General features: G+C 45.4%; 20 protein-coding genes and 2 pseudogenes. 6 read left to right on the forward strand and 16 right to left on the reverse strand.

Annotation, left to right across the window (positions count from 1 at the left end; translation table 11 throughout):
* Positions 1-262: 262 nt before the first annotated feature.
* Positions 263-1,897, forward strand: a pseudogene (eptA, locus tag EKN56_RS12240) (phosphoethanolamine transferase EptA).
* Between the two features lie 37 nt (positions 1,898-1,934).
* Here eptA and truD read toward each other — a convergent pair.
* The 8 genes from truD to EKN56_RS12280 form a co-directional block, all read right to left on the reverse strand.
* Positions 1,935-2,975 carry a tRNA pseudouridine(13) synthase TruD gene (truD, locus tag EKN56_RS12245; RefSeq protein ID WP_246019818.1) on the reverse strand — a complete coding sequence of 347 codons (1,041 nt, stop codon included), beginning with the start codon at positions 2,973-2,975 and terminating at the stop codon, positions 1,935-1,937.
* A gap of 8 nt (positions 2,976-2,983) precedes the next feature.
* Positions 2,984-3,457: a 2-C-methyl-D-erythritol 2,4-cyclodiphosphate synthase gene (ispF, locus tag EKN56_RS12250; RefSeq protein ID WP_130592034.1), complete on the reverse strand. Its 474-nt coding sequence runs from the start codon at positions 3,455-3,457 to the stop codon at positions 2,984-2,986.
* Positions 3,458-3,475: 18 nt separating this feature from the next.
* On the reverse strand, positions 3,476-4,195 hold the full coding sequence (gene ispD, locus EKN56_RS12255; RefSeq protein ID WP_130592035.1) for a 2-C-methyl-D-erythritol 4-phosphate cytidylyltransferase: 720 nt from the start codon (positions 4,193-4,195) through the stop codon (positions 3,476-3,478).
* Entirely contained in the window at positions 4,195-4,497 is a 303-nt protein-coding gene (gene ftsB / locus EKN56_RS12260; RefSeq protein WP_130592036.1) for a cell division protein FtsB, read from the reverse strand. The genes ispD and ftsB overlap by 1 nt, the downstream gene beginning before the upstream one ends.
* A gap of 75 nt (positions 4,498-4,572) precedes the next feature.
* Positions 4,573-5,535: an aminoimidazole riboside kinase gene (locus EKN56_RS12265; protein ID WP_130593694.1), complete on the reverse strand. Its 963-nt coding sequence runs from the start codon at positions 5,533-5,535 to the stop codon at positions 4,573-4,575.
* 402 nt (positions 5,536-5,937) lie between these two features.
* Positions 5,938-6,666, reverse strand: coding sequence for an amino acid ABC transporter ATP-binding protein (locus EKN56_RS12270; RefSeq protein ID WP_130592037.1), 729 nt, complete (start codon positions 6,664-6,666; stop codon positions 5,938-5,940).
* On the reverse strand, positions 6,659-7,420 hold the full coding sequence (locus tag EKN56_RS12275) for an amino acid ABC transporter permease (RefSeq protein ID WP_130592038.1): 762 nt from the start codon (positions 7,418-7,420) through the stop codon (positions 6,659-6,661). Before EKN56_RS12275 ends, EKN56_RS12270 begins: the two co-directional genes overlap by 8 nt.
* A gap of 69 nt (positions 7,421-7,489) precedes the next feature.
* On the reverse strand, positions 7,490-8,266 hold the full coding sequence (locus EKN56_RS12280) for a basic amino acid ABC transporter substrate-binding protein (RefSeq protein ID WP_130592039.1): 777 nt from the start codon (positions 8,264-8,266) through the stop codon (positions 7,490-7,492).
* Positions 8,267-8,624: 358 nt separating this feature from the next.
* Between EKN56_RS12280 and EKN56_RS12285 the strand changes: the two are divergent.
* The 4 genes and pseudogenes from EKN56_RS12285 to EKN56_RS12300 all read left to right on the forward strand — a co-directional run bounded on the left by EKN56_RS12285 (position 8,625) and on the right by EKN56_RS12300 (position 12,748).
* Positions 8,625-9,458, forward strand: a pseudogene (locus tag EKN56_RS12285) (nucleoside recognition domain-containing protein).
* A gap of 17 nt (positions 9,459-9,475) precedes the next feature.
* Positions 9,476-9,943 carry a YjiG family protein gene (locus EKN56_RS12290; RefSeq protein WP_130592040.1) on the forward strand — a complete coding sequence of 156 codons (468 nt, stop codon included), beginning with the start codon at positions 9,476-9,478 and terminating at the stop codon, positions 9,941-9,943.
* 45 nt (positions 9,944-9,988) lie between these two features.
* Positions 9,989-11,101, forward strand: coding sequence for a M20 family metallopeptidase (locus EKN56_RS12295; protein ID WP_130592041.1), 1,113 nt, complete (start codon positions 9,989-9,991; stop codon positions 11,099-11,101).
* Between the two features lie 561 nt (positions 11,102-11,662).
* Positions 11,663-12,748, forward strand: a complete 1,086-nt coding sequence (locus tag EKN56_RS12300; RefSeq protein WP_130592042.1) for a hypothetical protein — start codon at positions 11,663-11,665, stop codon at positions 12,746-12,748.
* 307 nt (positions 12,749-13,055) lie between these two features.
* Here the strand turns inward: EKN56_RS12300 and mtr are convergent, their stop codons facing one another.
* Together mtr and EKN56_RS12310 are read right to left on the reverse strand one after the other, a co-directional pair.
* A complete protein-coding gene (gene mtr, locus EKN56_RS12305) occupies positions 13,056-14,321 on the reverse strand; it encodes a tryptophan permease (RefSeq protein WP_130592043.1) in 1,266 nt (421 codons plus the stop codon).
* Positions 14,322-14,458: 137 nt separating this feature from the next.
* On the reverse strand, positions 14,459-15,832 hold the full coding sequence (locus EKN56_RS12310; protein ID WP_130592044.1) for a tyrosine phenol-lyase: 1,374 nt from the start codon (positions 15,830-15,832) through the stop codon (positions 14,459-14,461).
* An 823-nt stretch (positions 15,833-16,655) separates the two neighbouring features.
* Here EKN56_RS12310 and queD point away from each other — a divergent pair.
* Positions 16,656-17,021: a 6-carboxytetrahydropterin synthase QueD gene (queD, locus tag EKN56_RS12315; RefSeq protein ID WP_210405353.1), complete on the forward strand. Its 366-nt coding sequence runs from the start codon at positions 16,656-16,658 to the stop codon at positions 17,019-17,021.
* Positions 17,022-17,374: 353 nt separating this feature from the next.
* Here queD and queE read toward each other — a convergent pair whose 3' ends face one another.
* The 6 genes from queE to rlmD all read right to left on the reverse strand — a co-directional run bounded on the left by queE (position 17,375) and on the right by rlmD (position 26,045).
* The gene (queE, locus tag EKN56_RS12320; RefSeq protein WP_130592046.1) at positions 17,375-18,046 is read right to left on the reverse strand and encodes a 7-carboxy-7-deazaguanine synthase QueE; all 672 of its coding nucleotides are present in this window, start codon (positions 18,044-18,046) and stop codon (positions 17,375-17,377) included.
* Between the two features lie 103 nt (positions 18,047-18,149).
* Complete coding sequence (gene eno, locus EKN56_RS12325) at positions 18,150-19,451, reverse strand: phosphopyruvate hydratase (protein ID WP_130592047.1); 1,302 nt, start codon at positions 19,449-19,451, stop codon at positions 18,150-18,152.
* Between the two features lie 171 nt (positions 19,452-19,622).
* Positions 19,623-21,260, reverse strand: coding sequence for a glutamine hydrolyzing CTP synthase (gene pyrG, locus EKN56_RS12330; protein WP_130592048.1), 1,638 nt, complete (start codon positions 21,258-21,260; stop codon positions 19,623-19,625).
* A 114-nt stretch (positions 21,261-21,374) separates the two neighbouring features.
* Positions 21,375-22,181: a nucleoside triphosphate pyrophosphohydrolase gene (gene mazG / locus EKN56_RS12335; protein ID WP_130592049.1), complete on the reverse strand. Its 807-nt coding sequence runs from the start codon at positions 22,179-22,181 to the stop codon at positions 21,375-21,377.
* A 281-nt stretch (positions 22,182-22,462) separates the two neighbouring features.
* Positions 22,463-24,697, reverse strand: a complete 2,235-nt coding sequence (gene relA / locus EKN56_RS12340) for a GTP diphosphokinase (protein ID WP_130592050.1) — start codon at positions 24,695-24,697, stop codon at positions 22,463-22,465.
* Positions 24,698-24,728: 31 nt separating this feature from the next.
* Entirely contained in the window at positions 24,729-26,045 is a 1,317-nt protein-coding gene (gene rlmD / locus EKN56_RS12345) for a 23S rRNA (uracil(1939)-C(5))-methyltransferase RlmD (protein WP_130592051.1), read from the reverse strand.
* Positions 26,046-26,068 lie beyond the last annotated feature (23 nt).

The following is a 26,068-nucleotide window of genomic DNA, read 5'->3' on the forward strand; positions in this document are numbered from 1 at the left end:
CCCTGACCCAATACATCAGAAGTAATTCATTACGATTAACACAAGTTTGATTATAACCACTTCTGCACGCGCAGGAAAACCTGACAGCCCTATTCAGTGGCGCTTTCTTCCGATATTGCTCTCAGTATGGCGATAAATTATGCAAACAATCATCAATGAAACAATTAACCCTTATCCCGGCTGAACTAAACTATAACCACAATATCCAAATGGCTGTCATTTACTATCACCACCTTGTCAGACTATCTGACGGAGTAACGCTATGAGTATTGCCAGTAAGTTACGCTGCCGTGGGCTTACCTTTGTTTTGATAACCGCACTGTTTTTTACCCTGTTTCAAAACGCACTGGCATTAACGGCATTCTGGCAGGCTATTGCTGATACCGGGCGGCAGCACTGGTTGTTTATGGCTACGGTTCCGGTGACGCTATTCTGTGCATTAAATATTGTGTTTAGCTTACTGTTGCTGCCCTGGCTGCGTAAACCATTGGCTATTATTTTGCTGCTGGGTGGAGCTTACGTTAACTATGTGATGTACAGCTTTAATGTAGTTATTGATCGCAATATGATGCAAAACGCCTTAGAGACCAATTATCAAGAAGTCATGGCGCTGATAACCCCCAAGATGATGTTGTGGTTATTGCTGCTGGGCGTACTGCCTTCTGTATTAGTTATCGCCGTGAAAATTTAGCCAGCACAACACTGGCTAAAAGCGGTGGGGGCAAGGCTGGCAAATATCGGCCTTTCGCTGTTGGTCATTCTGGTTATCGCTTTCTTTTTCTATAAAGATTATGCGCCGTTAATTCGTAATCACCCTCATCTGGTCAAAATGCTGGTACCTACTAACTATGTTTCTGGTGTAACCAGCGCTCTCAAACGAGAGGTGGAGAGCCATCAACCACTGGTTGATATCGGTATGGATGCGCATGAAGGTGCGGTTATTCAGCAGGAGCCGAAAAAAACGCTGGTCATATTAGTGGTCGGCGAAACCGCCCGGGCGGCTAATTTTTCATTAGGCGGTTATCCGCGAGAGACCAACCCCAAATTAAAGCAAAATAACGTTATTTATTTCCCTCATGTCACTTCCTGCGGCACAGAGACCGCGGTTTCTGTGCCCTGCATGTTTTCCGATATGACGCGCAAAGAGTATAACGCGGTAAAAGCAGCCCATCAGGAAGGGTTAATGGATATTGTAGCCAGAGCCAAAGTCAGCGTATTGTGGCGGGAGAACGACGGCGGATGTAAAGGCGCCTGCGATCGCATTCCTCATCAGGATATAACTCAGCTAAAACCGGATGGCCTGTGCCACAATGGCAGCTGTTATGATGATGCTCTACTGAGCAAACTGGATAACTATATTAACGGCCTGACCAACGATGGGTTGATTGTATTACATCAAATGGGTAGCCATGGCCCGGCCTATTTCGAGCGCTATCCTGCTGAGTATCGACAGTTCACTCCAACCTGTGACAGCAATCAGATACAGGATTGCGACCATCAGTCGCTGATTAATACCTATGACAATACGCTGCTTTATACCGATGCCATGCTGGATAAAACCCTCCGCCTACTGAAAAGCCACCAGCAGAAATTTGCCACCGCACTGGTTTACCTTTCCGACCATGGCGAGTCATTGGGTGAAAAAGGTTTATATCTGCACGGAACCCCTTACTTACTGGCCCCCGATGAACAAACCCATATCCCTTTTCTGATGTGGATGTCAGATGACTATAAAAAAGATTACCAGATAGACAGCGGCTGTCTGGAAAATAAAGCCCGGCAGCAGGAGTTTTCACAGGATAATTTATTCCATACCATTCTCGGAATGTTGGATATAAAGACTCAGGAATATAAATCTGAACTGGATATTTTGCAGGGATGCAGGATGAAGGAATAGGAGAACCATCGCGACTCAATCGCGATGGTTCTATCAATCACTCTTCCGGTATATCTTCACTGGTTGCGGTTAACATCAGCTCTCGCACCACGCTGGTAGCAAAACTACCCGCCGGTAACCAAAAGCTGACCGATACCGTAGCATCATCCAGCCATTGCCATGCCATTTGCTGAGGTTGAACCAAAATAGCCCGACGAGCAGGTTCAACCCGCTCGCGTTTCACCAGTGAAAACAGCGTTTGGTCATCAACCAATACCTGTTGTTCAAAAATCTGTGCTTCCAACTGGGTGCCCAACTCACCGTCACCCGGCAATGGCGCAGTTACCCGCAATTCACCATCATTTAACCGCTGCTGCAAAGATTCAAGCTCTTCAGGCTGAGCCACAAACCAGCTTCCTCTGCCACTCAGTTGCATGGCATCACCAGGTATCACTTGCTGATGCAAAGATTGCGCAATTCGCTGGCTGGCAACGTGGTTAAACATCGCGCTGCGCGCTGCAGACAGATAAAAACTGCGCTTGTTACGTTCTTTTACGCTGATTTCATTATTAGCCCAACGTTCTGCCATCACCAGATTATTGCCCTGACGGCCAAAACGTTGTTCACCAAAATAGTTGGCAACGCCCGACTGCTGAATTTTTTGTAAGCGTGACTCAACATCCTCTTTCAGACTGATATCCCGTAGCACCAGTTGGAAAAAATTTCCTTTAAGCGTACCAATGCGCAACTTACGGCGATGACGTGCTACTTTCAGGACTTCACAGCCTTCCAGAGTAAAAGCATTAAAATCAGGCGTGTCTTTACCCGGCATCTGCAGGCAAAACCACTGCTCGGTTACCGCATGACGATCTTTAAGTCCGGCATAGCTCACCACCCGACCGGATACTTTGGCAAAGCGTGCCAGATTATCGGCGACAAACTGAGTATTGCAGCCAGTCTTGCGTAAATAGACCAGCACGTGTTCACCCTCACCATCGGGTTCAAAGCCCAGATCTTCTTTAACGCAAAAGTCTTGTGGCGACTTTTTAAGGACGCCGGTGGCAGTTGGTTCACCGTATAGCCAGGATAATGACATCATGCCGTTATTCATGCCTTAACCAACAGGGCGACGGCCTCACAGGCAATACCCTCTTTACGACCGGTAAAACCAAGCTGTTCTGTTGTGGTGGCTTTAACGTTTACCTGCTCCATATGGCAACCTAAATCTTCGGCAATATTCACCCGCATTTGTGGAATATGAGGCGCCATTTTTGGCGATTGAGCGATGATAGTGACATCAACGTTACCAACCACATACCCCTTGGCTTTCACTTGCCGAAACGCTTCCCGCAGCAGTTCTCTACTATCCGCGCCTTTATAGGCCTGATCGGTATCAGGAAACAGCTTACCGATATCACCCAGTGCCGCTGCGCCCAGCAAAGCATCGGTCAATGCGTGCAGTGCCACATCACCATCGGAATGAGCCAGTAAACCAAACTCATAAGGGATGCGAACCCCACCAATAATCAGCGGGCCTTCGCCGCCAAATTTATGTACGTCAAAACCATGACCAATACGCATCAGTCACTCTCCTGTCTATTATTGGTGTGTAAGATAAAATGTTGCCAGCGCCAGATCTTCCGGGCGGGTGACTTTAATATTGTCTGAACGACCGGATACTAACAGCGGATGAAAACCGCAGTGTTCCAAAGCTGAAGCCTCGTCGGTTACTACCGCACCTTCTTGTTGCGCCCGAACCATACATTCAAACAGCAGTTCCAGTGGGAACATTTGTGGCGTTAAGGCGTGCCAAAGGCCATTGCGATCGACGGTATTAGCAATGGCGGATTTATCGACAATCGCACGTTTCATGGTATCTCTGACCGGCATGGCTAAAATACCGCCCTGCTTTACCAGTAATACCGATTGAATCAACTTATCTAAATCGTCATAGCTCAAACATGGACGTGCAGCATCATGCACTAAAACCCAGTCAGCCTGCAGAGCCTTTGCCTGCTTCAAACCTGCCAATACGGAATCAGAACGCTCAGCGCCGCCAATAACGACAGAAACCCGAGGGTTTTGTGCCACAGCCAGTTGAGCAAAAGTATTATCATTAGGATTTAATGCGACAATCACCTGACGAACGGCAGTATGAGACAACAGCGCATGAATAGCGTATTCAATGATAGTCTGCTGACCAATAGTCAGATATTGCTTGGGACAGTCAGCCTGCATGCGGCTACCAATACCTGCGGCGGGGAGTATGGCAACAATATCTGGATAAGATGACGTGGAGGAAGAATTGGCCTGCGTCACTACTTTTTACCGCCTTGTGCTGGCTGAGACTGTTCAGGAATAATCCGGTAGAAGCTCTCTCCCGGTTTAATCATGCCCAGTTCATTACGGGCACGCTCTTCAATAGCGCCTTGCCCGCTTTTCAGGTCGTTAATTTCTGCGAACAGCCGTGCATTACGAGATTTCAGTTTGGCATTATTATCTTGTTGTACAGCCAAATCATCTTCTACACGGGCATGATCGTGCATGCCATTTTTGCCCAGCCACAGGGAGTACTGCAACCAGCCAATAAGTACAATTAATAACAGCGTAAGTTTTTTCATCCCGCCCCCTAAAAACCGGCTAATCATCCCATAACTCAAGGCCAGACTCCATACAGAAATGGGATAAAACTGAACTTATCGCGTTCCCGGCGTTAACATTCCCTGTGTTGAAAGAAAGTGTTGTAATTGATCCTGGCTTGGTAAGGCCGCCCATGCCCCTTTGTGGGTTGTCGATAATGCACCACATGCGCTGGCCTGACTGATAATCTGACTCAGGGTTTTTAATACATCATTTTCTTGTCCCGGAATACCATAACGAGCGATCCCCACTAATAATCCGGCCATAAAAGCATCACCCGCTCCGGTAGTATCCACGCTGGTTATCGGATAGCTGTCAAATGCGTGGATGTCATTCTGGCATAGCACCAAACACCCCTGCTTACCCCGGGTAATCACTATCAATGCTGCCGGATAATTACTTAGCCGCGCCAATGCATCAGACCAGCTATCATCAGAACATTCGGTTAACCAAAACAATTCTTCTTCTGATAATTTAAGCACATCGGCCTTAGCGCAATATTCTGCAATCACCTGATGCATTTCCTGTTTATCCGCCCACATCTGGGCGCGCAGGTTCAGATCAAAGCTGACTATTCCTCCCTGCTGTTTCACCTGACAAGTGATATTCAGCAGTGAATCCCGACAGACTCTTCCGGTCAGGGCTAATGAGCAGGTATGTAAAATGGCAGCAGACGTATCAGGTAATGCATGTAAAGAGAGAAACTGATCCGCAGAAGGACTCACTAAAAAGGTAAAACTACGTTCACCGCTGGCAGATAAATCGACAATAACCGTACTGGTTTTGTAACGATCATCCTGTTCAATACACTGACAGTTAACCCCTTCCTGTGCCAGTGATTCCGCCATAAAACGGCCAAATGGATCGTTGCCCACCCGCCCGACAAAACCAGACGGATGCCCTAAACGGGCAACCCCTACTGCCACATTCGCCGGAGCACCGCCAGCACAGGCCTGATATTGCATATTTTCCAGCGGTAGCAGATCCACTACCACATCACCTAATGACCAGATTTTTATCATATTGAATGTTGGTTGTTATAAATAGCTGGGGGTAGTTTAACTGAAATTAGGCTCAGATGTGTTACATCAAGCAAGCTTTACTCATCTCTTGCCCTTCAATCCTTTGACCTTAGGAGCACTGGAATTCAGCTGACGACTGAGAGAGGGTAGCACGCCAAACAGGGATGTTTGGCGAGGCACTGCTTCGCCTGGAGCGAATCAGTGCCGGTGCGTAAGCCCGAACGAAGGAGGAAGGTAGTCGCCGTCAGGCGACCTGAATTCGTGTGCGAAGGCGCGGGGGGTGCAGGGGGGCATTCGCCCTAATGCCCCCCTGCTCGGCCACTCACACCAATGTTAATTCAAACTCCGCACTATTAGTGGACGAAATGTACTCAGCAATAGATACAAAAGAGCATTTAGCTAAACAGATAACACTTTGCTTAAGAACGCCTTGGTCCTGTCATTCGACGGTGCCGTAAACAGTTTCTCCGGAACATCTTCTTCCTGAATAATCCCCTGATCGATAAAGATAACCCGGTCGGCAACATCTCTGGCAAATCCCATCTCGTGGGTTACCACCACCATGGTCATACCTTCATGGGCCAGCGCTTTCATCACTGCCAGCACTTCACCCACCAGCTCAGGATCGAGAGCAGAGGTAGGTTCATCAAATAGCATCACTTTCGGTTCCATCGCCAGGGCTCGAGCAATTGCCACACGCTGCTGCTGACCGCCAGATAGCTGACTTGGGTAAGCATCAATTTTATCGATCAACCCAACTTTCTGTAGCAGCTGTTCTGCGCGTTTTATCGCTTCTGCTTTAGACAATTTTTTCACATCCATCGGCGCCAGAATCAAATTCTCCAGTACTGTCATATGAGGAAACAGATTAAAGCGCTGGAACACCATCCCCACACTCTCACGCAGCTTATTCAAATCGGTTTTACGATCGTGAACGTCATAGCCATCGATAGTAATTTCGCCGCCGCTCATCTCTTCCAGCGCATTCATACAGCGCAGAAAAGTACTTTTGCCAGAACCTGAAGGGCCAATGATACAAACCACCTCATTAGCAGCAATATCGCAGGAGATACCGCGTAAAACATGGGTTTTATCAAATTGTTTTTGTAAATTACGAATCTTAATCACTTCGGCCTAACCTCTTTTCCATATGCCTTACCATCAGCGAAAGTAAGAAAGTAATCACCCAATAAACAATAGAGATTGTCAGATAGGGTTCCCAGTAGCTGGCATAGGCGCCAGAAACAGTACGGGCGGCGTAGGCCAAATCGGCAAGCCCGATGGCGGATGCCAGCGAGGAGTCCTTAACAATGGCAATGGCGTTGTTACCCAGCGGTGGCAACATACGGCGAAACGCCTGCGGCAGAATAATCTTGCGCATGGTTTTACCATAGCTCATCCCCAGTGAACGGGCTGCCTCCATCTGTCCACGGTCGATAGACTGAATACCGGCGCGGAAAATCTCGGAAACATAGGCACCGGCATTAAGAGTAATTGCCACTACGCAAGAGAGGAACGCACCATATTCCGAGCGCAACATACGGGCGAAATCCACCGACATGATGCCACTGCTAACCAATAAACCATCGCGAGGATTGATCAACAGAGGGATCAGCGCAAAGTGCACCACCATGATCTGAACAAACAGCGGCGTACCGCGAAAAGCACTGACATAAATCTTAACCGGCCACTGTACAAAAATATGCAGCAAACGGTTCAAACCGCGATTGCGAGGTGCCTGCGCCGTACCGCCCAGCCCGAGAATTAATCCCCAGGTTACGCCCAGTATTACACAGATGATGGTACATTTGATGGTCATCCATGCGCCCTCGGCAAACAGCGGGGCATACTCCTGGATTATCTCCCAGCGAAATCCTGACATAAAAATGAATCCGTTATAGAAAAACATTCAGGGCGAATAATCGCCCTGAAAGGAATATCAGTGAAAAAATTACTCGGCAGGTAATACCGGTACGTTGCTGTCAAACCACTTCTGATAAATGCTCGCGTAAGTACCATCAGCAATGATTTTCTTCAGACCGGAATTGATCTTATTGCGTAACTCTTCATTACCTTTCGCCACGGCAATACCAAAGAATTGACGCTCAAATTTGTCATCAGCAACCAAAGAGAACTCTTTTTCCGGATGGTTTTTAATGTAGAACTTGGCAACACCTACGTCACCTACAGCCGCATCAATACCATCTTCATACAGTTCTTGTAGCATCAGTGGAGTATTATCAAAGCGCTTAATTGAAGTGCTGTTTTTACCCAAAACTTCTGATACCACAATATCGCCGGTGCTGGAGTTAACCACGCCCACTTTCAGCGGTTTCAGCTCGGCAATAGACTTAATATCTTTACCTTTTGGTATCACAATAGCCTGTTCAGCAGGGAAATATGGTGCTGAAAAATCAACCATTTGCTTACGCTTATCGGTAATGGTGATGCCAGAAATAATAATGTCACGATCGCCGCTGCCCAATGTTGCGAAGATCCCTTCCCACGGCGTATTCACCAGCTTGATATTGAAATTCTCGGCTTTAGCAATCGCACTGATGATATCGATATCAAATCCTTCCAGCTCTTTTTTACTATTTTCGAATTCGAAAGGACGATAAGTACCACCAGAACCCACAACGTAGGTTGGTTCCGCTGCATTGGCAACAGGTAATGTACACAGGGCTGCAGCCAGGCATACACCAAAAATAGAAAGACGTTTAAACATTTGTGCATCCTTTATTATTGCATGGAGAATCGTGAAATTATGCATGAAAAGCGCATAAAAATACACTGGATATGCAATGGTTATGTAAATAAATAAGATTTACGTCTATTTTCCTGTTATGGCAGAAAAATACGCTGAATACCGTCAGTAATTTAACAAAAAAATTACATCCCAATCCGCATAACTAGTTATTTTGTATAACATTTAACCAAGAGAATGGCATATGACCATATTAATACCAGAAGCGTGATCTCAAGCAGGTATGTTATTTGATCGAAGTCAAATGCTGGTAAAACAGAACTAATAGATAATCGGAAACTATTTACCACTATCATTATTTCTTAATGGAACCATTAATATGTCAAATGATAACCCACAACCCGTCCCATCTAAGGAGCTAAAGATTGGGGCCGGTGCCTACTTTGCACTGTTTTTTGCCGTTGTCTTTTTCTCTGGAATTTTTGGCCCAACATCCGCAACTACTCTCTGGATTGCCGCGCAGATTAAAGAGCTACATGCACAGAATCCGGAATTATCCCACTGGTTAACGGATTGGATTGTTCCATTATTATCAACCATTGATTTCACCACCCTCAATGGCTCGTTTGGTAAAGTGTTAACCGGCGTTAGCTAGGTCGATGATGCCCTAAAAGCCACTAATGGTACTTATCGTGGTACCGGTGGCAGTGGTGCAATGGAAGGTTTCCTGTTTGCCTTTGGCCTGATCCCTTCAGTTATGTTCGCTCTGGCAATGATCAATGTGCTGGAACACTATGGTGCTCTGAACGCAGCGCGTAAATTATTAAGCGTTATTCTACGCCCTCTTCTGGGCATTCCTGGCGTTACCGGTCTGGCTATTATTGGTAGCCTGCAAAGTACAGACGTGGGCGCATCACTGACTCGCGCTCTGGCGGATGAACAAAAAATCAATGCCAAAGAAAAAGAAGTGCTAACCATGTTCCAGTTTTCTGGTGGCGCCATGATTACTAACTTTTTCTCTTCTGGTGCCGTGTTATTCACTCTGGTACTGGCATCTGGTGAACTCGCTGTTCCAACCACCATTGGAGCCTGTATTGGCGTTATTTTCATTATGAAAATTGTAGGTGCCAATATCATGCGTCTTTATCTGACAACATTCCCAGATAAAGATGAACAAGAACAACAGCCATCAAACGCAGCGACAGAAAAATAATAAGGGAATAATGCATCATGTCTAATAACTCAAATCCAATGATCACTGATATTTTTGTTGCCGGAGCGCGTAAAGGCTGGGGAATTGCGACCACAAGTACACTACCTAACGTACTGATGGCGTTTGTCATTATTAAAGCATTACAAATCACCGGACTGTTAGATCTGTTAGGCAAGCTCTGCGAGCCTGTCATGGCGCTGTTTGGCCTGCCGGGAGAGGCTGCCGCTGTTTTAATTAGTAGCTTGATGTCAATGGGTGGAGCAATCGGTGTTGCCGTCAGTCTGTTCCAGAGCGGACATCTTAATGGCGAACATCTGGCAATTCTCGCCCCTGCAATCTATCTGATGGGTTCGTTAGTGCAATATGTCGGACGCGTTTTAGGCGTTGTCGGCACTAAGGGTAGCCGCATTCCATTAATGTTGCTTATTGCCGTTATCAATTCATTTGGTGCGATGCTGCTGATGAGAATCATCATTAATTTATAAGCGAATATGCCTGTTCAACACGAAACAATTAAGGAAGGATGAACCATGCAGTTAAACCAATATTTAGATGAATTACGTCCGCTGGTTAATATTGATTGTGGAACTCAAACCACCGAAGGCGTTGCCGTTGTTGCCGGTCTGATGGAGAAAAAATATAAGGATTTAGGCTGGCATGCAGAAATCGTTGATCTGGGTAAAGAGGTCGGCCCGGGCGTGTTTGCTACTAACAAACCTGGCGCCACTCAATTTGACGTATTGCTGATTGGCCATATGGATACCGTATTCCCACCGGGAACCGCAGCCGAGCGTCCAATGTCTACTGATGCAACCCGTTTATATGGTCCGGGTGCTGCGGATATGAAATCTGGCCTGCTGAATATTCTATGGGCTATTCGCGCACTGGATGATAAAGATGTGCAGAGATTATCCATTGCCGTTGCTATGAACCCGGATGAAGAAACCGGTTCAGTTTATTCTCATGAATGGTTGGGTAAATACGCTAAACAGAGCCGCTATGTGCTGGTTGCCGAAGCGGCACGTGCTGATGGCTCTCTGGTTAAAGCCCGTAAAGGTATGGCTCGTTATAACATTGAGTTCCACGGACGAGCAGCCCACGCAGGTAACGCACCGGAAAAAGGTCGTTCAGCCATTACCGAATTAGCGAACTGGATTCTGGCAATTAATCAGTTAGGTAATGCAGAAGCGGGCACCACCCTGAACGTAGGTGTCGTTAAAGGTGGTGACGCCGCCAATATCGTTCCGGACAAAGCTCAGGCGGTAGTTGACGTACGCTTCTGGGATAACAATGAATATCACCGCATTGATAAAGCTATCAATGAAATGAGCAAAAAAGCGTATGTGGCAGACGTAACTTCCACCGTTACTGAAATGGCGCATACTCCGGCGATGTCTCCTTCTGCAGAAACGGAAAAGCTGATGACATTAGTTGAGCGTTGCGGTGAGGAAGAAGGTATTCCGGTGAAGTGGCAAGTGGTAGGTGGTGGTTCTGATGCTAACCATACGGCAGCATTAGGCGTTCCTTCGCTGGATGGTTTTGGCCCGATCGGTGCCGATTTCCACAGCCCGGCGGAATATGTTGAGTTAGAGAGTATTATTCCGCGGATTAAGTTGCTGAGTCGCATTATTAAGTCACTGTGATAGTTTCTCTGCTTTGATTCTAAAACCGCCCTTTGGGCGGTTTTTTTATTACAGGTTAATATCGTGGATATTCCGACTGTAAAAACTATATTCGAACATTATCAAAGTGCTCGACCGGAAGGGCTATATACTTCGTTTCAGAGTGTTGGACTCTGGCTGTCTCCCGTTAGCTTTTCTGTAACGTAAAAAAATGAAGTGAACACCAACTATTGGACTGTTTACCCAGTGGCTAACATGGTCTGGGTTCTATATTGTACTGGACGTCATTAGAGGTCAATTTTCCAGATAAGTCGCCATTTAATATTGCCAACCCTTATCTGAATAACGCACTGGATTATCAGCCTTTTCAGCTTATTAAACTCTCTATCCAGCATCCTATTTATCAGATTGATGTCAGGATTCAGTTAAAAGTAAAAACAATATGTGAGCTAAAAAACATAAACTGACACATCAGATTTCCATATGATAAATTACGCTTTTTCAGCATAACCACTATATAACTGTCAATTTTTAGCAAAAAATATCTAATAACAAGGTGTTATTCAAATAAAAGGATTTTTTATGAGAAAAAAAATCACTGGGTTATGTACTATTATCGTTGGCTCATTGCTTCTATTTACGATAAACATTGATGCCAGAGAATATCGGTCTTGTCCTGGAGAACTGAATGGTTTCGCCGATATTTCTCTTTCGAAGGCACGTACTTGTCTGGATTCCGTTATCATTATTTATAAACAGATATTACAGGATACTCAAGAAGAGGAACGTCGCAGCCAATCGTTTTCAATTGTCTCCCCGCCAAACAACAATCAGCGCCAAGACTCCGATTACGCTGAAAACTTCATCCCTTACTCAGAGAAAGATTTGGAACGCCGGTTAAATAATCTGGATGCATCCTCATTTCAATTTACTCAACGGATAATTTCCTCGGGTACTATCATTACCCCCCACTGGAATGAAGTTATCCAAGTATTTGACTATTTTTCACCTGCTGGAAAAAATATCAAACACTATCCAGATTACTGTGTCACTAAAGTTATCTTTCATGATGACAGTAGCTGGGCAGCCCCTAAAAAGTGTGAAGGTGAAATTCTTAACTACGGGACGTTAATTCCGATTAAAAAACCAATTAAACGTATAAAATTTCGTCTGAACTACACTGTCTATGATTCAATTCAACAGATCATGCTAACACCAACACATCCGCAGGTTAAAATGGCAAATGGTGAATCATATCGCCTAATTAAAATGGAAGATAAACAGACCATTGTGCTATTGAGGATGCCTGGTAAAACTCAATATGTAATAGAGGGATTAGATGAGGAGGGTCGTGCTTTAAAGCTGACGAACATGGAGCATTCTTGGTATGGCGGCGAAACAGAAGAAATAGAATCGTCTCTTACCAGAATGATACAGGCACGGGATCATTTTTCTCAATTTAAAGACAGTCAGGAATTGTTACGTTATTTGCAGGGTGCTCCTGAGAATGGGGACATGCGCTTTTCCACTCAGCAGCATTCTTTGAATTTCAGTACACCGCCACATAGTCTGAAGATTCACGTACTGTCTCAAGGTCGACAGCAATTTTTTACTGACTGGGCATCTGATTATTCCATTCAGGGTAAAGTAGCAACTGAACGCAAGTGATATCCTTAATGAATAAGGAAGATGGGGCATTGTGTTTTTGTACTGGTAATACTGTTACTTATAGTGGATGGTCATCAAGAACATAAAATATGTCAGGCAGGTTATAAATATACTGACTTCCAAAAAATTTTATGTCGCACAGGATAGTGAAACAAAAGTTGTATTTAAATAGTGAAGAACCATTTGTCGTTTAAATTCTAATGTATATTTTTTCTTTTCCATTAAAGTATGAACCCCTAATTGTTGGGTATCCAACTTTCGGGGTTCACTTTAAAAAGACATCTTTATATAACCAAAAGATTATTGATTAGCTATACGTCGGCAATATATTAAACGTCGACAGTATATGCGCCAGCATAGTGATTACCCCAAATACAATCACTACATACACCAGCGGAGTTCCACCCCAAGTGCGGAACATCGGGTTACCAAATTTTTCACGCGAAGCTTTTGCCAACAGGCCGGGAACGATGATAGCCCATACCGCAAACGCCAGTCCCGCATAACCAATGGCATACAGGAAGCCATTTGGATAGATGGAGCAAAGCAGCGCCGGAGGAATATAAGTGACCAATGCCGTTTTTGCTCTGCCGCCATTGTCATCCTTAAACTTACACAGGTCGGCAATGTAGTCGAACAGACCGAGTGTTGCGCCTAACATGGAGCTGGCAACCGCAAAGTTGGCAAAGAATGTCAGGATCACATCCATCGATGCACTGTTAAGAATCGCCCCCATGGCGGTGATGAATACGTCAATGTTTCCACCCTGAGCAATAATCGGTTTAAAGTCCGCACGGGAGATATTCCCCATGGTGCAATATAACCAGAAGACATACAGGAACAGCGCAAATAAGGTTCCGATTAATATGCAGGAAACAATACGTTTCGGATCTTTACCATAGTGTTTTACCAGGCTGGGTACGTTACCGTGGAAGCCAAATGAAACAATACAGAAAGGCAGCGTCATTAACAGGAAAGGCAGATAGCTGGTCCCTTCCGGAGCCACTACGTCCATCAGATTATCAACCTGCACATAACCCAACAGGCTGGCGAACGTCATAAAGAAAGCAATAAATTTGCCCAACAGCAAGATGGTAGTAATGCGCCCTACTGCCGTTGAACTCCACCAGACAATAAATGCCACAATAATGGTAAATATCACACCGGTAATACGGGAAGAGATTCCAATCGTGAAATACTGGGTTAACGTTTGGGATATAACCGCAGCACTTCCTGAAATATAGGCGTAGGCAAGAATATATAGAACGAAGGCAAAAGTAATGTTGGTTGCAATATTCCAGAATCGACCTAATAGATCTTTTGTTAATGTGTCGAAACTGGCACCAATGTGATAATTAAGGTTGGCTTCCAACAGCATAAAGCCAGCCATTATCATAATAAAACAGGTAACGACAAGGATACCAATTGACCAGGAGAACCAAACCCCGGACATGGCTACAGGTAAAGAGAACATTCCGGCACCAACAACGGTCGCCGTGGTGATCATCGCTCCACCAATAACCGACTTCTTTTTAACCTGAGCAGACCCCTGAGCCTCTACGCTGACCGTCATAATTGATTCCTTTAATTAAAATTCTAAGTGGGAAAAACATATTAATGACCTGTGACTGATCCAGACTTTTAGAGTCTTTCATTCCTTAGAATGAAAGACTCTTTGATGGTTAATTTATGATTTGCTCAATGAGATCCTTATTTGAGAGGCTCAAATCTTGCAGTAAAGAAGCGCAGGAACTTCGGCTCGTATACCATATCCAATCCTTTGATCTTCTCTCTGTTTTTGTACAGATGAATCACAGAATCGGCGACAACATCCAGGTGTGCATAGGTGTAAACACGACGAGGAATCGTCAGGCGAACCAGTTCCAGCTTAGGCGTATGGTTCTTACCGGTTTTCTTATCGCGTCCCGCAGAGATAATACCGCGTTCCATACTACGAACGCCGGAATCGATATACAGTTCAGCCGCTAAAGACTGAGCCGGGAACTGGTCCTGAGGTACGTGTGGCAGGAAAGCTTTTGCATCCAGGAACACTGCGTGACCACCAACCGGTTTTACAATGGGTACACCGGCGGCTTCCAGTTTGTCTGCCAGATAGCGACACTGAGCAATACGGTGATGAATGTAAGCATAATCAACAGACTCAACGATACCGCGAGCCATTGCTTCCATATCACGACCAGCCAGGCCGCCGTAAGAAGGCATACCTTCATACAGAACAACCAGCTCGCTGGCTTTTTGATATAGGGTGTCATCGTTCATACATAAGAAGCCACCGATGTTCACCAGACAGTCTTTTTTACCGCTCATGGTACAACCGTCAGAGTAGCTCATCATCTCTTTCAGGATGGCAGCAATAGTGACGTCTTTATACTCAGGCTCACGATCTTTGATGAAATAGGCGTTTTCAACGCAGCGTGTCGCATCATACATCACCAGAATTTTGTTTTTGCGGCACAGCTTACTGACTTCACGCATGTTAGCCATACTTACCGGCTGACCACCAGCCAGGTTTACGGTAACCGCCAGACAAACGTAAGGGATACGGTCAGCACCAACTTCGTTAATCAATTTTTCCAGTTTGGAGACATCGATATTGCCTTTAAACGGCAGCTCTTTTTGAGAGTCATGCGCTTCATCAATAATGATATCAACGAAAGTCGCACCGTTTCTCTCCTGGTGAGCACGGGTAGTGGTGAAGTACATGTTACCCGGTACGTAGTCACCCTCTTTAATTAACAGTGAAGAGAGCAGGTTTTCTGCACCACGGCCCTGGTGAGTAGGCACCACGTGCTTGTAGCCGTAATATTCACTGACGACTTCTTGCAGATGATAGAAGTTTGCGCTACCTGAGTAGGCTTCATCACCTAACATCATACCGGCCCACTGATTATCACTCATGGCTGTGGTGCCGCTATCGGTTAACAGGTCGATATAAGTCTGTTTGGATTGAAGTAAAAATGTATTATATCCTGCATCTTTAATATATTGAATTCGCTGTTCGCGAGTAGTCATTGCAATTGGTTCAACAACTTTAATTTTATAAGGTTCAGCTGGGTATGACATTATACTTTCCTCATTTGTGATTATATTAATTCAGGCTTTTTCGGACCCCTTCATTCTTACTTTTAAATATCTTTTTGCAATACTACGAACCAATTGATAAAAATCATCATCTGTAACCTTATTATTACGAGTGTTATATTTATTACACTCATCGTTTAATCAGGCATAAAATTTAATTCGCAGCCTGAACAAACTCATTAATGTGACCGGACTCAAACTTTATATTCAAAATCTATGTTGAATTACATTCTGAACCTCGAAGTGGAGCGAATAATCAGATGTACATTTATATTTACATCTCTTATTCATTTATTTTATTTTAAATTATCATTTAAAATCAATTGGATATTGAATAATGGATGTCATTATTAAAAGATGAGACTCAGGTCAATTGACTTATCAGATCTGGCATGATTATCTCGCGAGGCAAGACTTGCCAATGAAAGATCGGTGAAAAATAAAATATCAACCACTCTTACAATCCATTAAGTTAAATAACAAATCTTTCATTAAGTTAAATAAGACAAGATATTCAATACGAATAACCATTATAAATAGAGATTGGATGATTAATTTAAATAACAAAAAATCAACATTTAGTTTTAATATAAATGGAACCGTAATTTTAAAAAGTAAATCAGCACTCATCAGGTTTTAATTAAACAAATTAACACTTAATCAGAATAAAAATATTAATATAAGCATCAATGAAGACCGATGGTTATCAACAATCCAAAGGAGTTGGATACATTTTGAAATTGCCTTACCATGGCAACCTACCCTACTTTTTAGTAATATACCGCCGAAATTATTATCAGAGGCGATTATGGTAACCACATTATTTAAAGACTTTACTTTTGAAGCCGCACATCGGTTGCCGAATGTTCCCGAAGGCCATAAATGTTCCCGTCTGCATGGGCACTCTTTTGTGGTCAGAATCGAAGTCACTGGTGAAGTAAACCCAATTACCGGTTGGGTAATGGATTTTTCTGAAATTAAAGCCGCATTTAAGCCCATACTGGACCGTTTAGATCACTACTATCTGAACGATATCTCCGGACTGGAAAACCCCACCAGCGAAGTTTTAGCCCACTGGATTTGGCAACAGCTTAAGCCGGGGCTTCCGTTGTTGAGTGGAGTTAGGGTGAAGGAGACCTGTAGTGCTGGGTGTGTTTATAAAGGGGAGTGATCCTCTATTCAGGCAACCCGTTTGATTCAGATTAAGGATGTTGAATTCAAAGTGCTATTGAATTTGGAGTATGTTTCGGCCATATCAGTATCGTGTTTGAATTGACATTTATGCTCGGCCGAGCAGGGGCATTATGGCGAATGCCCCTGCACCCCGCGCCTTTCGCACAGGAATTCAGGTCGCTTAGGCGACTCCCTTCCTCCTTCGTTTGGCCTTAACGCACCGGCACAGAGCCGCTCCCGGTGTCGCTGTGCCTCGCCCCGCATCCATGCGGGGCGTGCTGGCCTCTCTCAGTCGTCAGCTGAATTCAAGTGCTCATAGGAAAGATCAAGACCAAGGACAGGAACTGACTATTATTCAATCCCTAAATATTTATGCGTCTGCATCGACAACCGCCAGTTGCGTTCAATACAGGTCTTAATACAAAGCTCGGTCGCTCTTGGGTTTTGACTAATCGGCTGTAACGCTATCACTCGTTTTTTATTATCTGACAGCGTGGCTAACAGCTCATCTAACTGTTCAATATCCCGCTCACGGGCCACCGGATGTTTTATTTCGTCTGCCCTTATCAAGGCCTGAGGTATGACATTCAGTCCGCCGCGCATATCAACTTTAGGGGAGACCGTTACCCAGGTATTGGTAGAACAGATCACCGGTTGGGTACCGCTGGTTTCAATCTGACACTGAAAACCGTGCAGCTCCAGTAAACTGGTCAGTGGCAATAAATCATAAAGGCAGGGTTCACCACCGGTAATCACTACATGACGGGCCGTATAATGCGGTTGCTGCAAAATAGCCAGCAGTTGTGAAGCACTGGCTTCTCCCCAACTGTCGCTCTCCTGAGTTTTCGCCAGAATGTCATCCATTGATTGCTGACGATCGGCAATCTTCTCCCATGTGTGTTTAGTATCACACCAGCTACAGCCAACCGGGCAGGCCTGCAAACGAATAAAAATAGCGGGAACGCCAGTGAAGAACCCTTCGCCCTGTAGGGTTTGAAATAACTCATTAACGGGATATGACATATTTCTCTCAAAGATTTTCTTTCAGACAGTACAACTAAAAACAAAAATCCCGTATTGATATCAACCAATACGGGATTTCACTAAGCTACAGGAGGATTAAAAATTAACCCTGACCTTTCACTTCTTTTAAACCGTGGAACGGAGCACGGTCACCCAGTGCTTCTTCGATACGGATTAATTGGTTGTACTTAGCAACACGGTCAGAACGGCTCATAGAACCCGTTTTGATTTGGCCAGCAGCAGTACCTACCGCTAAGTCAGCGATGGTAGCATCTTCAGTTTCACCTGAACGGTGAGAGATAACCGCTGTGTAACCAGCATCTTTAGCCATTTTAATAGCGGCTAAAGTTTCGGTCAGAGAACCGATTTGGTTAAATTTGATCAGGATAGAGTTAGCGATACCTTTTTCGATACCCTCTTTCAGGATCTTGGTGTTAGTTACGAACAGATCGTCACCAACCAGTTGGATTTTGTCACCCATCACTTTAGTCTGGTAAGCAAAGCCATCCCAGTCTGATTCGTCTAAACCATCTTCGATAGAAACGATTGGGTATTGCTTGGTCAGCTCTTCCAGATAGTGAGTGAACTCTTGAGAAGTGAAGGTTTTGCCTTCGCCTTTCAGCTCATAGTTGCCAGTTTCTTTGTTATAGAACTCAGAAGCTGCACAGTCCATCGCTAAAGTCACATCTTTACCCAGTACATAACCTGCTTGTTCTACGGCTTCTTTGATAGCAGCCAGTGCAGCAGCGTTAGACTCCAGGTTAGGTGCATAACCACCTTCATCACCTACCGCAGTGCTCATACCTTTAGACTTCAGAACTTTCGCCAGGTTGTGGAATACTTCAGAACCGATACGTACCGCTTCTTTCAGAGTTTTAGCGCCGATTGGCTGAATCATAAACTCTTGAATATCAACGTTGTTATCAGCGTGCTCACCACCGTTGATGATGTTCATCATTGGTAATGGCATAGAGAATTTGCCTGGGGTGCCGTTCAGTTCAGCGATGTGCTCAAATAAAGGCATGCCTTTTGATGCTGCTGCTGCTTTAGCTGCTGCTAAAGAAACCGCCAGAATCGCGTTAGCACCGAATTTAGATTTGTTTTCAGTGCCATCTAAGTCGATCATGATCTTATCGATGTTAGCCTGATCTTTTGCATCTTTACCCATAACCGCTTGTGCGATTGGGCCGTTTACTGCTGCAACAGCTTTCAGTACACCTTTACCCATATAACGAGCTTTATCGCCGTCACGCAGTTCCAGAGCTTCACGAGAACCAGTAGAAGCACCTGATGGCGCAGCAGCCAGACCTACAAAACCGCCTTCTAAATGAACTTCAGCTTCAACAGTGGGATTGCCACGAGAGTCGATAATTTCACGACCGAGCACTTTAACGATTTTGGACATTCGGTTTTCCTCAGTACAAGTTGATTAAACTACAAACTGTAGATTGCGACACCTTATTGCGTCGCACACTCTGGCCTGATGTATCAATAAACGCTATGTCTGAACATACTGCATTTACCACCGGTAATCAGGCCGGGCTTACTGAATACTTTTAATGCTATTACTGACCGCTTAGTCTGCCTGACGCTTCTGGTACTCACCAGCCGCCTTCACAAAACCGGCAAACAGTGGGTGGCCATCACGCGGAGTTGATGTGAACTCCGGGTGGAACTGACTGGCAACAAACCAAGGATGATCAGGCAGTTCAATAATTTCCACCAGCTTATGGTCAGCAGAACGCCCTGCTACAAGTAACCCTGCTGCTTCAATCTGCGGCAGCAGCATATTGTTCACTTCATAGCGATGGCGATGACGTTCTGAAATTGTTGGTGAGCCATACAGTTTACGTACCAGACTGCCTTCAGTTAAATGACATAACTGGCTACCTAAACGCATGGTTCCGCCTAAATCGCTCTCTTCTGTGCGAACTTCAACATTCCCCTCTTCATCGCGCCATTCAGTGATCAGCGCAATAACCGGGTACTTACAGTCTGGCACAAATTCGGTCGAGTTAGCATCGGGCATACCAACAACATTACGTGCAAACTCCATCATCGCAACCTGCATGCCTAAACAGATACCCAAATAAGGGATCTTGTTTTCACGAGCATAGCGGGCGGCAGTGATTTTGCCTTCCACACCACGGTAGCCAAAACCACCGGGAACCAGAATCGCATCAAGACCAGACAGAACTTCTTCACCTCTGACCTCAACATCCTGCGAGTCGATTAGCTTTATATTAACGCTGAATCGATTCTTCAGTCCACCATGCTTTAATGCTTCGATGACAGATTTATAAGCATCTGGCAATTCTACGTACTTGCCGACCATGCCAATAGTGACTTCGCGAGTAGGATTGGACTCTTCATAAATCACCTGTTCCCACTCAGATAAGTTGGCCTCAGGAAGATCGAAACGGAAGCGTTTACAGATGAATTCATCCAGCCCTTGCGACTTCAACAATGCAGGGATTTTATAAATAGAATCAACATCTTTTAGAGAAATAACTGCCTTTTCAGGCACGTTACAGAACAGCGCTATTTTAGCCCGCTCGTTGGCAGGAACAGCGCGATCGGAACGGCATACCAGAATGTCTGGTTGAATACCGATAGAGAGTAATTCTTTTACCGAGTGCTGGGTTGGTTTAGTTTTCACTTCACCTGAAGCCGCCATGTATGGCACCAGTGTTAAATGCATAAACAGTGTGTGCTCACGACCTACTTCAACCGCTAACTGGCGAATGGCTTCTAAGAACGGTAGTGATTCGATATCACCAACGGTGCCACCCACTTCGACCAAAGCTACATCATGGCCTTCTGCACCAGCGATTACACGTTCTTTAATCGCATTGGTAATATGCGGAATAACCTGAACGGTTGCTCCCAGATAGTCACCGCGACGCTCTTTGCGTAATACATCGGAATAAATACGACCGGTCGTAAAGTTATTACGGCGGGTCATTTTAGTGCGGATAAAACGTTCGTAATGGCCCAAATCCAGATCGGTTTCTGCACCGTCTTCGGTGACGAATACTTCACCGTGTTGAATTGGGCTCATGGTACCTGGATCGAGGTTAATGTATGGATCCAGCTTCATCATAGTGACATTTAAGCCACGAGCTTCAAGAATAGCGGCCAGAGAGGCTGCTGCAATACCTTTACCGAGTGAGGATACAACCCCGCCTGTCACAAATATATAATTAGTTGTCATGCTGAACCTGAAGGTTAGGTTTAAAAGACTAAAATGGAGGTACTAGGACGGGAAAGTAGTATACCAGACCCTTTCCCTCACAACAAACGTTGAAATCAGATAGTGAAAATTAATCTATTTTTCTGTCTGATTTTCCAGGCTTTTTACCTGTTGCCATGCTGCTTCCATTTCATCCAGCGATGCTTGCTCCATCGATTTCCCTGATTGAGCAACCAATTGTTCTACCTGACGGAAACGACGTTCAAATTTACGATTAGCGGCCTGCAGGGCACTTTCTGCTTTATGGCCCAAGTGACGACTCAAGTTAACGGTGGCAAAAAATAAATCACCTAACTCCTCTTCCAGTTTAGACTGGTCGATGACAACTTGCTTAGCTTCATGCATCACTTCGTCGATCTCTTCATACACCTTATCCAATACCGGGCCTAATGTTGTCCAGTCAAATCCTACTGAAGCACAGCGCTTTTGAATTTTATGGGCACGCATCAATGCGGGTAACACTTCTGGAATATCATCCAACACAGAAAATTGAGCCTTCTGCGCGCGCTCTTCGCCTTTACGCTTCTCCCAACCGGCAATCACTTCCTGACTGTCATGTTGAGTTTGAGTATCAAAAACATGAGGATGGCGACGCTCCAGCTTATCGCTAATGCTGTTACAAATATCATCAAAATTAAACCGGTTTTGCTCATCCGCCATACGCGCATAAAACACCACCTGAAACAGCAAATCCCCCAGTTCCTCACGCAAATCGCCAAAATCCGAACGCCGGATCGCATCCAACACTTCATAAGTTTCTTCCAGCGTATAAGGCGCAATGGTCTCAAACGTCTGCTGTTTATCCCAAGGACATCCATTTTCCAGGTCACGTAACCGGCTCATAATATTCAGCAACCGCTGAATGGGCGTAATCTGGTCCATTATTTATCTTCTGATTGGTGAGTTGGTGTAACAAGACTCAAGCGAAAATATGAATAAAGGCAATTAAAGCCCTTATTAGTAACAAAGTTAAACGACGGGAGAGACGGGTGTTGGGGTCGACTTGGCGTCAGCCAACGAAGCGCCCCTAACCCGGCTAGGCCCGTCGCACTCCGCAGCTAAGTACAAATTGTTTTCCGGCCGAGCACAAAGGCAATATAAGCACTTTATAATTACGGCCGGAACATCCACAACAGCCAATAAAACAACCTCAACAAAAAAGGTTACTTAACCCCCAACCTCTTAGCCTCAATAATATCCGGCAACTGATTGATCCGCGACAGCACCCGATCCAACACCTGCAAATTATACAGCTCGATTTCCATATCAATGGTCGCCATCTGCTTTTTCACATCGCTGCGGCTGGAAACGCTCAGTACATTTACTTTTTCGTTGGCTAAAATCGTGGTGATATCACGCAACAACCCGCTACGGTCGTTGGCAACAACTCGAACTACCAGCGAATAACCGCTGGAGTAAAAATCCCCCCATACAGCCTCCACCAAACGCTCTGGCGCATGATTTTTCAGCTCATTTAACTGATCGCAATCGGAACGGTGAATTGAGATGCCACGGCCCTGAGTGATAAAACCAACAATATCATCACCCGGAATCGGCTGGCAGCAACGGGCGATATGGTGCATCAGGTTACCGACCCCTTCTACCACAATCTGGCTGTTATTCTTCGCATTGCGCTGTTGAGCATTTGCCGTTTTTTGATTCAACTGACGCAGCGCTTCGCGATCCGCCTCTTCTGCCGTTGGCTGATTAAATTTACTTTGCAGGAAATTCACCAGTTGGTTGAGACGAATATCGCCACCGCCAATACCTGCTAACACTTCATCAAAGGAGTGAACGTTATAACGCGGTACCAGTAGCTTCTCCGCATCTTTGAAACTGATGCTCAAACGCTCCAGTTCATCATCTAAGATTTGACGGCCAGCAAGAATATTCTTGTCCCGATCCTGCTTCTTAAACCACGCCTGAATTTTGGCTCGTGCTCTGCTGCTGTTAACGAATCCCAGATTTGGGTTCAACCAATCCCGGCTTGGGTTAGGTTGCTTTTGGGTGATGATTTCAATCTGATCGCCCATCTGCAATTGATAGGTGAAAGGAACGATACGTCCGCCAATTTTGGCACCGATACAGCGGTGACCCACATCGCTGTGAATGTGATAGGCGAAGTCCAACGGTGTGGAACCGGTTGGTAAATCAATCACATCGCCTTTCGGAGTAAATACATATACCCGATCGTCAAATACCTGACTTCTGACTTCATCCAGCATTTCGCCGCTGTCAGACATCTCTTCCTGCCAGGCGATCAGTTTACGTAACCAGGCAATACGCTCTTCATAACCGGAACGGCCAGAAACCGTACTGCCCTCTTTATATTTCCAGTGCGCTGCAACCCCCAGCTCCGCATCTTCATGCATCTGACGGGTACGAATTTGAATCTCTACCGCATGTCCTTTCGGGCCAAACACTACCGTATGAATCGACTGATAGCCATTAGGTTTTGGGTTAGCCACGTAGTCATCAAACTCACTGGGCAGATGACGGAAATGGGTATGCACAATACCTAACGCTGCATAACAATCCTGCAAACGTTCGACGACGATCCGCACGGCGCGCACGTCATACAACTCTTCAAAGGCCAGCGCTTTCTTCTGCATTTTGCGCCAGATGCTGTAAATATGCTTTGGTCGGCCGTAAATCACCCCCTGAATACCTTGTTCTTTCATCGAGTCGCGCAGGGTTTGCACAAAGGTATCGATATACACTTCACGATCGATACGTCGCTCATGCAATAAATTGGCAATCTGCTTGTATTCAGCAGGATGCAAATAGCGGAAACAGAAATCTTCCATTTCCCATTTTAACTGGCCAATCCCTAAACGATTAGCCAGTGGAGCATAGATGTTAAAACACTCTTTAGCTGCCAGAACGCGGACTTCCTCCGCTTCATCTTTAACTTCTCGCAGATGGGCAATGCGCTCGGCCAGTTTGATAACTACGCAGCGGAAATCTTCTACCATCGCCAGCAACATACGGCGAACATTATCCACCTGTATGGAGGTATTAGAACCATTGTGGGTTGCATTAAGCTGACGAATGGCATCCATATCCAGTACGCCATGAACCAGATTGGCGACTTCACTACCAAACTGCTCTTTGACCGTTTCTTCATCAATAATTTTGGCGTCAGCTAATGGAAACAGCAGCGCAGCACGCATACTTTCATTATCCATGCTGAGGGTGGCTAAAATTTCCACTACCTCCAACCCACGCCATAACAGGAGGGAAGCATCCGGATTGCCCTGAACCTGCTGCTCACAATACCGCCAGGTCGCTGCCAAACGTTCGCATAATTCCGGGCTGTTAATACCCAGAATACCGATCCATTTATCCAGCTCAAATTCTCCGGCTGTATTTAAATGCGCACTTCTTACCGCAACCATAAGGCTTCCTCATTACTGACTACTAAGATGCTTACTTTTTAATAAATAACGCCATGGACTCAATATGCCCCGTTTGTGGAAACATATCCAGCATACGCAGTTGGTTTAACTGGTATCCACCTGACAACAGAACTTTACTGTCTTCCACCAGCGTCACTGGATTGCAGGACACATACACAATGCGTTCAGGGTTTAAACTAACAATTTGCGCCATGGCTTCTGCTGCGCCCGCCCGGGCCGGATCCAGCAACACTTTATCAAAACCTTCTCTTGCCCACGACTGTTGACTGACATCCAGTTCTAAATTGTGGTGCAAAAACTCAACGTTTGATAAGCCATTTATGCGAGCATTCTGTTGCCCTCTGCTTACCAACGCCTCGACACCTTCCACTCCGGTCACCCGTAAAGCACGCTTAGCGATAGACAGGGTAAAGTTTCCCATGCCGCAAAACAGATCCAGAACTCTGTCAGTCGGCTGTAATTCCAGCCAGGCCAGCGCCTGCTCAACCATTAACTGATTAACACCGGCGTTAACCTGGATAAAATCCCGCGGATTAAAACCAAGGGTTAAATCATCCACCTGATAGTAAGGATCTTCACCAATCAGCCGTTCCAGCGAATCGCTCTCTCCCGCCAGATAAATCGCTATCTGATGACGTTCTGCAAACTGTAGCAGATGTTGACGATCGTTTTCTGCCAGCGGCACTAAATGGCGCAGCACCAGTAAAGGTCCGTTATCCGCCATCACCAGCTCGGCGTGCCCCAGTTTCTTCACCACGGATAACGCACTAAGACAATCTTTTAAAGGTACCAGCAACTGCTCCAGCTCAGAAACCAGAATCGGGCATTCCGTCATTTCCACCAAATCGTTAGAAGCCCGCTGGCGAAAGCCCATTTGCAGCCTCTGTTGCTTCGGTTGATACTGCAATCCGAGTCGGGCACGGCGTCGATAATGATATCCCTGAGAAAAAATGACTGCGCCCTGAGCAGGTTCCAGCCCGGTTTCTCGCTTAAACAACTGGCTGAGCGCTTTAGATTTGCTACTATGCTGCAAATCTGTGGAAACATGTTGCTGATTGCAGCCTCCGCAAATACCATAATGTGAGCAAGGCGGTGTCATTCGCTGCGGGCTCGGCGATAAGATACGGATCGCTTTGGCTTTAGAATAATTTCGTTTATTCTCGTAAATCTGCGCTTCAACCTGCTCCTGAGGAAGCGCGCCGGAAATAAAAATAGTTTTTCCGTTATCACGAGCAACCCCCTGCCCTTGAGTATCAAGTTCATGGGGAATAATATTGATAGTTTGTTGTGTCGCCTTACGGCGGCCGGGCGAGTAAAATTGCGCCATAATATCTGAATAAAGATTTCCGT

It is taken from the genome of Limnobaculum zhutongyuii (assembly GCF_004295645.1).
Taxonomy (GTDB): Bacteria; Pseudomonadota; Gammaproteobacteria; order Enterobacterales; family Enterobacteriaceae; genus Limnobaculum; species Limnobaculum zhutongyuii.